The organism is Bradyrhizobium sp. UFLA06-06, from assembly GCF_054820065.1.
Genome location: NZ_JADFUD010000083.1, coordinates 23,736 through 31,369, shown reverse-complemented (window position 1 = coordinate 31,369; position 7,634 = coordinate 23,736). Strand labels below are relative to the sequence as shown.

General features: G+C 60.1%; 8 protein-coding genes. 6 read left to right on the top strand and 2 right to left on the bottom strand.

Annotated elements, in window-relative coordinates:
* Positions 1-255: 255 nt before the first annotated feature.
* From IF803_RS38385 to IF803_RS38375, 3 genes are all read left to right on the top strand, one after another.
* Positions 256-654: a low affinity iron permease family protein gene (locus IF803_RS38385; RefSeq protein WP_016845142.1), complete on the top strand. Its 399-nt coding sequence runs from the start codon at positions 256-258 to the stop codon at positions 652-654.
* Positions 655-768: 114 nt separating this feature from the next.
* Positions 769-1,560, top strand: coding sequence for an alpha/beta fold hydrolase (locus IF803_RS38380; protein WP_028343615.1), 792 nt, complete (start codon positions 769-771; stop codon positions 1,558-1,560).
* A gap of 29 nt (positions 1,561-1,589) precedes the next feature.
* Complete coding sequence (locus tag IF803_RS38375; RefSeq protein ID WP_051448087.1) at positions 1,590-2,681, top strand: sensor histidine kinase; 1,092 nt, start codon at positions 1,590-1,592, stop codon at positions 2,679-2,681.
* Positions 2,682-2,749: 68 nt separating this feature from the next.
* On the opposite strand, the gene IF803_RS38370 is transcribed toward IF803_RS38375, so the two are convergent.
* A complete protein-coding gene (locus IF803_RS38370) occupies positions 2,750-3,928 on the bottom strand; it encodes an AI-2E family transporter (protein WP_028343613.1) in 1,179 nt (392 codons plus the stop codon).
* Between the two features lie 83 nt (positions 3,929-4,011).
* Positions 4,012-5,016: an alpha/beta fold hydrolase gene (locus IF803_RS38365; protein WP_028343612.1), complete on the bottom strand. Its 1,005-nt coding sequence runs from the start codon at positions 5,014-5,016 to the stop codon at positions 4,012-4,014.
* Between the two features lie 171 nt (positions 5,017-5,187).
* On the opposite strand from IF803_RS38365, the gene IF803_RS38360 reads away from it, so the two are divergent.
* The 3 genes from IF803_RS38360 to IF803_RS38350 all read left to right on the top strand — a co-directional run bounded on the left by IF803_RS38360 (position 5,188) and on the right by IF803_RS38350 (position 7,114).
* Positions 5,188-5,370: a hypothetical protein gene (locus tag IF803_RS38360; RefSeq protein WP_080686916.1), complete on the top strand. Its 183-nt coding sequence runs from the start codon at positions 5,188-5,190 to the stop codon at positions 5,368-5,370.
* A 500-nt stretch (positions 5,371-5,870) separates the two neighbouring features.
* On the top strand, positions 5,871-6,254 hold the full coding sequence (locus tag IF803_RS38355) for a hypothetical protein (protein WP_014493209.1): 384 nt from the start codon (positions 5,871-5,873) through the stop codon (positions 6,252-6,254).
* A 182-nt stretch (positions 6,255-6,436) separates the two neighbouring features.
* The gene (locus IF803_RS38350) at positions 6,437-7,114 is read left to right on the top strand and encodes a Crp/Fnr family transcriptional regulator (RefSeq protein ID WP_028343610.1); all 678 of its coding nucleotides are present in this window, start codon (positions 6,437-6,439) and stop codon (positions 7,112-7,114) included.
* The last annotated feature ends 520 nt before the right edge of the window (positions 7,115-7,634 follow it).

The window sequence follows — 7,634 nt, the reverse complement described above, 5'->3', positions numbered from 1 at the left end:
GATGTGTATAAGAGACAGGCTGCAGGTGATCTACGCGACCGGCTTCTCGCCCGTCGAGGCCCGTCCGGTGCCTGGCAGTCTCACCTTGCACAAGCCCTACCAACCCGACCGCATCGTCGAAGCGGTCAGACAAATGGGAAAAGAAAGACGGCCTCCTTCCATCAGCTGACGGCGCTCCTTGCGGTCCGTCGATCGCCAATAGCTGACTTGCGGACATCTGCGGTGTGGCTTCCGCTTCGCCAAGGAAATCATTCAATGCGCGCAAATCTGCCCATAGGCTCTACGTCCGCGAATGCTCAACCAAGCGGCAATTGGTTCGCCCGGCTGGCAGTTGCGACCTCGCGCATTTCCGGCCGACCGACGACCTTTCTGCTGGCAGTTGCCGTCGTACTCGTGTGGGCGATCACAGGTCCCTTATTCGGCTTCAGCGATACCTGGCAGCTCGTCATCAACACGGGCACGACAATCGTGACGTTCCTGATGGTCTTTCTGATCCAGTCAACGCAGAACCGCGACACGCTGGCCTTGCAGTTGAAACTCGACGAATTGATCCTGGCGACCAAGGCCGCAAGCAACCGCATTGCGGGCATCGAGGAGGCGTCGGATGAAGAAATCAAGCAAGCGAAAGTCGAGATGCTCGAGCGCGCCGGCTGATCCGGATCGGCTCGCAGGACCGGGCATCTCCACTGCATTCAGGCCTCGCAAACCGGACCGCGGCCCGGCGACGTTAGAGGAACTGCACGATAAAGGGCGATTCAGGGAGTCCTGATGGCAGGCACAATCAAACGAAATAACGTTCGCGTTCGCGGCGCCGGCCACCGGACGATGATCTTCGCACACGGCTTCGGGTGCGACCAGAACATGTGGCGCTTTGTGGCTCCCGCGTTCGAAAAGGATTTCATGACCGTTGTGTTCGACCACGTCGGCGCCGGCGGCTCCGACCTCTCGGCCTACGACAGCGCCAAATATTCGACCCTGTCCGGCTACGCCAAAGACGTGGTCGAAATCGGCACGGAGCTCGGATTGAAGGATTCCGTCTTCGTAGGACATTCCGTCAGCAGCATGATCGGCGTGCTGGCCGCCCGACAAGCCCCCGGGATGTTCGGCAAGCTCGTACTCATCGGCCCGTCACCCCGTTACATCGACGACGATGGATACGTTGGTGGGTTCAGCGCTCAGCAGATCGAGGAATTGCTCAGGTTTCTCGACTCGAACCACATGGGTTGGTCGATGCAGATGGCGCCGATGATCATGGGCAATCCCGACCGACCGGAATTGGGTCAGGAGCTAACCAATAGCTTCTGCAGCACGGATCCCGAAATCGCCAAAGCGTTCGCCCGGGTGACCTTCACCTCCGACAACCGCGAAGACCTCGCGGAGGTCTCCCTTCCGACCCTCGTTCTCCAGTGCAGCGAGGATATTATCGCCCCGCCGGAGGTCGGCGAGTTTGTCGCCCGCAATATTCCCAACAGCCGGATGATCGTCCTGGACGCGACCGGGCATTGCCCAAATCTGAGCGCGCCGGAAGAGGTCATCGCGGCGATGCGACCTTTTGTCTAGTGCGCGCCTCCGATCCCCAGTTCAAGGACATGATCGACAACGCGCCCTGCGGTTACGTCACCCTGCAGCCGAACGGCCGGATCGAGTACGTCAACCTCACCTTCCTGGAATGGAGCGGACATACGGCGCCACAGATGATCGGGAAGTGCTTCAGCGATTTTCTGACCATGCCGGGCCGCATCTATTACGAAACCCATATCGCGCCGCTGCTCCGAATGCAGGGATCCTTCGACGAATTCGCCATCGACGTGTTGACCGCCGCCGGTACGCCGCTGCAGATGATCGCCAACGCGAACGAGCGCCGCGATCCGGAAGGAAGGCTGCTGCTCATCCGTCTAGCCCTGATCAAGGCGACGGATCGGCGGCGCTACGAGCACGAGCTTCTGGCCGCCCGAGAATTGGCGATTGGCGCCGAGAAGGCGACGCAAGAACTGCTGCGGCTCGAGCACGAAACCTCCGAGTTGCGCGAACAGTTCATCGCCGTGCTCGGTCACGATCTTCGCAATCCTCTCGCCTCCATTAGCGCCGGCGCGAGAATTCTCGACCGAACCGTCCATAGCGAAAAGGAACACCAGATCATCGCCATGATGCAGACCACGGTCATGCGAATGGCCTCGATGATCGACAACGTCCTCGACTTCGCGCGCGGTCGGCTGGGCGGCGGCATTACCCTGGAACGCGATGCAAGAGCGCCGCTCGAACCTGCCCTTGCCCAGGTGGTCGACGAACTGAGACTGGCCTCACCCGGCCGGGTCATCGAAACCGAATTTGCCATCGACGAGCCGGTGAACTGCGATCGCATCCGCATCGGCCAGCTCCTCTCCAACCTTCTCGGCAACGCGGTGACGCACGGAGCAACCGACAAACCCATCGTCGTTCACGCCGAGACGCGAAAGGGATCGTTTGAACTCTGGGTCGCCAATGCGGGTGAGGCGATTCCGGAAACGGTGATGGAGAAGTTGTTCGAACCGTTCTTCCGCGGCAAAGCTCGTGCGAGCAAGCAGGGGCTTGGATTGGGGCTCTACATCGCCTCTCAGATCGCAAAGGCCCATGGGGGCGCTTTGACCGTTGCATCGAACTCCGCTGGGACCCGCTTCACCTTCTCTATGCCTCTTTCGTAGCCTGCCAGCACTGGCCTTGCCTCGCCGGCGGCACGTCCTCAATCCATCACCGAGACGCGATACTGCGATTATCCTTCGAGGACGTGCCCCAAAGCCTTTAGCGGACGGACGCGATCGCTGACGATCTTCAGGATGGCCAGCATTGGAACGGCCAGGATCGCGCCGGGCACCCCCCACATCCAGAACCAGAACACCAGCGACAGGATGATCAGCACGGGATTCAGGGTGAAGCGTCGCGCAAGCAGCATGGGAGTCAGGGTCTCGCCCTCGGCGAGGTGGATGCAGAAGTAAAGAACCGCCGGCAGCAAGGCCCACCACAAGCTGTCGAAACTCAACATTCCGGCCAGCAGGAAGATAACGGTTCCCAACAACGGCCCCAGAATTGGAACGTAGTTGAGCAGGAAGGCAGCGGCTCCCCACAACAAGGGATCTCCAAGCCCGCAGAGGTACATCGCAGCCGCCGTCGCTATTCCCACCGCAGCATTCATGGCCGTGATCGTGAGCAGATAGGCGGATATGTCCGCTTCGATCTGCTGGAAGATGTCCACGGCCTGCCTCTTGTCGGCAAAATTCGGCAGCACCTCGACGATGCGTCGCAGAAAAATGTCGCCTGCGACCAAAAGGAAATAGAGCACCAGAACCGTCGTGAACAGGCCGTCGAGCACGGCGCGCGTTCCGGCAAAGAGCACGCCGGTCAGACCGAGATCGCGGCGAACCGAAACGGTGGGCTCCTTTTTCCCGGGAGAGTCCGCGACGTGCTCCGCCTGCTGGACAACCTTTTGCAGCGCTTCGATCGGGCGCTTCAGGACGACCAGATGAGTTTCCAGGCGCGGTAAGCCGTCCGGCAACTTCTCCGCCCACGACGCGGCGGGTACTGACAAGGCTGCCACAAAGCCGACGAGCGCTCCCACGACCAGCAGGATCGCCAAGAGCGCGCCGACGGTACGGGGTAGGCCGATACGCTCGAGAAGATCCACGGCAGGTTGCAGAATGAGTTGCAACACGAAGGCGAGCACCACGGGCAATATGATCGAGCTTGCCACGTACACGGCCGCCAGGACGGCCAGTGTCAACAGGCTACCGAGAAAGAACGTCTGCGGACTGGACGGCAGCGGCATCTCGACATTGTCGACCGCCTGCGTTGGCAAGGCCTCCGATTCCGACGCGCCGGCGTCCTGCCCTGGCGACGAGGGGGGCTCCTGCGGCAACATCGAAAGCGAAACCAAGGGGTCTCCTCCATCCTCCACGCAAATCTGTCCTGCCGGTAGCCAGGTATCCCTGCGCGGTCATGGCGAGCGGTACGCGCCAGCGCATCGCCGCATCCGACGGACTAGTGCAGGGTCTCGGCAGCGGCTTCGTCGATAGCCGCCATTAGATCTCGCGTGGCAGATTGCTGGATCATATGTCCGGCTCCGGCAATGCGGTGCAGCTTGCTCTGCTTGACCTCGTCATGCAGCCTGGCCGATTGCTCATCGATATCGATCAAACGATCATCCTCGCCCGCGAGTATGATCGTCGGCATGTCGAGTTCGCCGTAGGTCTTCGAAGAAGCAAATGCAGCGGGAACCATCAACGTCGATTCCGCTGCACCGGCGCGGAGCTGTGATGGCCGGACGGCCATTTCCTTCGGAAAGCCGGCGAATTTTCCGGGGACTGGTTGCGGGCCGAACACCTTGCGCAACATTGCCGGCCACATCAATCGACCCAGGATCGGTGAGACAGTGTAGCTGATGATATCGCCAAGCGCGGGTGTAGCGGATAGAGATGAGGCCACTGCGTCGGCTCGCGCGGTCGGAAAATAGTATCCCGATGCCAGCACCAGCGCTTCGACGAAGGAAGGATGCCTTATCGCCAGCGCAACCGCGACCGACGCCCCCCACGAATGCCCGAGTACGATGGCTCGCTGAACGCCCAGCCCATCAAATGCCTTCCTGAACAGGTCCGCCTGTGCCTCCGGCGTCCAAACCACGTTTCGCGGCCGCAGGCTATGCCCGAATCCAGGTCGGTCGAAGACGATGACCCGGTAATTCTCGGCTGCCAGATCGATCAGGCCGCTCGACTCGAAATCCTGGATCATGCTGCCATTGCCGTGGAAGAGAACCAGCGGCCGGCCATTGCCGCGCTCCACATAGTGCAGACGGACCCCGTCGACGTCGAGGAACCGCCCCTGTGGCGGGTTATCACGCTGCGCTTTCTCGGCAAAATGCCGGTTCGCGATCGCCGTCGCCGCCACAAGGGTAGCGGCCCCAGCAAACGCGGCGATGGCGGGATATCGCCTGAAGGCGGCCAGACAGTCGGACAGGAATGCCGAAGAACGTATTTGCGAAAAAGCCATGTGCAACACCTCAAGTGGTCTGCACGACGCCTCACGCCAATGAGAATGTTGCAGGTCATGCTCAACGGCGACGAGCGAGCTTTCGTTCCACGCGGTCAATCGCAGCCATGGGAACATAGAGACCTCGGTCCCGTTCAACATTGTTGCTCTTCCCAAGGAGTGACAGGTCCAATGACTAACAAAAAGAACCCGAACGAGAAGCAGCCCGGCGAGAATCCGGATGGCAAGTACCATTTCAATCCCGGAAATATGGCGGGGAAAACGCCGGGGGATGCGGAGCAGACTGACGAAAATCGGGGCACTCGGCATGATCACAAGACTCCGCACGATCACAAGGAAGAGCCCGGCGGTTAGAACTTGTTGATGAGGCCGCCAATTGGCGGCTCGCTTTCTCTCGCGGCGGCCGGTGAAGGGCACGGCCGCTGTGATTTTGCTCAGACTCAGACTGATGACCGTTCTAAGCTAACAGAGACATCCATGGAGCCGGAACGAAAAGCCCGGCCACGAGGGCCGGGCCGATCGGAAGTATGAGTCCAAGTCAGGCAATCAAAGAACAGAGCACGCGTGGACAGCGCTGGCTGTTCAAAAAGGAACAGAATGCGCGGACCGCTGGCACTCGCCGCGCAACTGCGTAGGAATGTAGCTAGGGTCGTACAGGTCTGAGCATCGCAGGGCACCCGATCCAGCCGATTTGCGAAAGTCTTCGCCCAAGGTGACGTCATGCGGCAATGTGTCCATCCGAATTGTCCGAATGGTCTCCACGCAGGCTGAGTGAGCAATTTGGTACAGCCGTCCATCGATCGACATGCTTGACTTCCTCGGCTATCTCGATCCTCCAAGTTAAAGGCGACACCATGGACATCTCCCGGGAGACAAAGGCGACCGCGCGCTCCGTTCTGTGGGGTGCTGTGGCTGGGGCGATGGCCCTGGCGATCGTTGGCTTCAGCTGGGGCGGCTGGGTGACCGGTGGGTCCGCAGAGACCCTCGCTGCAAGCCGCGCTGCGACGGCCGTCGTCGCAGCTCTCACACCCATCTGCGTTGAAAAGTTTCGACAGACCGCTGATGCCTCGGCGAACCTGACCGAAATGAAGAAGGCGACCTATGTATCGGAACAAGGCAAGTTCGTCGAAAAGGGAGGTTGGGCCACGATGCCGGGAAGCACCGAGCCAAACTCGGCCGTTGCTCGGGCTTGTGCCGAATCGCTCGGCCGCGAAAAAGCGGTGGAGCAACGCGGATAGCCGGCGAACCTGCGCAGGGCGCAATCTGCGCAGTATTTCGGGATGTCCATACCTGGCCCCCCCTTGCGGGCCGAAATTCCCTGATGTGATTTCCGTTCCCGCTCTCACGCGCTGCGCCTTCCACGAAGCGGACATTCTGCTAATATCACGGGGCATTACACCTAGGGAATGAGAGCGTCCATTTGGCCAAGCCCGCGAAGGACAAGTTTGATCCCAAGACCTTCCTCGCCAAGGTTGGGGCAGGAAAATCGATCTCAAAGCTTGGCAAGGGTCAGAACGTGTTCGTGCAGGGAGATGTCGCGGACGCGGTTTTCTACATTCAAAAAGGAAAGATCAAGCTCACGGTCGTTTCCGACCAGGGCAAGGAAGCCGTCGTCGGGATGTTGGAGCCGGGACAATTCTTTGGTGAAGGTTGTCTCAACGGCCAGCCATTGCGTATCGCGACGACTACGGCAATGGAAGACAGCACCATCACTAGAATATCGAAACTGGCAATGATTTCAGCGCTCGAAGGCAGGCCCAAGTTCTCCCAATTGTTCATGGCGTACCTGCTCACGCGCAATAGTCGAATCGAAGAAGATCTGATCGACCAACTATTCAACTCCAGCGAAAAACGTCTGGCGCGGCTGTTGCTTCTGCTCGCGAATTTCGGCAAGGAAACCAGCCCGCAGCCTATTGGGGTCAAGATCAGTCAGGAAACACTTGCCGAAATGATCGGCGCGACCCGATCGCGGGTTAGTTTCTTCATGAATAAATTCCGCAGGCTTGGCTTCATCAGCTACAATGGAAAAATCGAGGTCCATAGCTCGCTCCTGAACGCCGTTCTGATTGAGAAGTCGGAGCTGGGCCGGAAGGACTGACCGGCGCGCGACCGGTCGATTGATCGACTGCAGATGCGTGGCATCGCCATTTGGAGGTCGGGCACGTCGGCCCCCTCGCCGGTCTTTAGCATTCGCCCTCTCGCTGGATCGCTGCGATGCTGATCGCGATCCAGTATGGTTGTCATTTGGTATGATCGCGGCAGCATCGCTGCCGAGCGCGATCGAGATCGAGATCAAGCCGAGGGAAGTCGCTTCAAGGTCGATCAAGCAAGGTGATGCGCTGAATGCATTCAGCATACAGATCACGCATCGAGACGATTCCGCCGAACGAGCACGGCGAGGACGGTCGGCCGACGTTTCAATTCGAAGGCACCTCAGACCGGTCTTACCTCGCGTGCCCGGCATCAGGGCGCGTGAGCAGGTGGGGACCAACAAGTGGCGCGTCGAAGAGTGAGCAAAATTGCACAGCGACCGCGAGCTGGATGTGATCGGATGACGCCGGGCGTCGCGGGCCGCCCCCGCGCCGTTCGGGCGGCCCGAGATCTCGACCAGTGCCGAA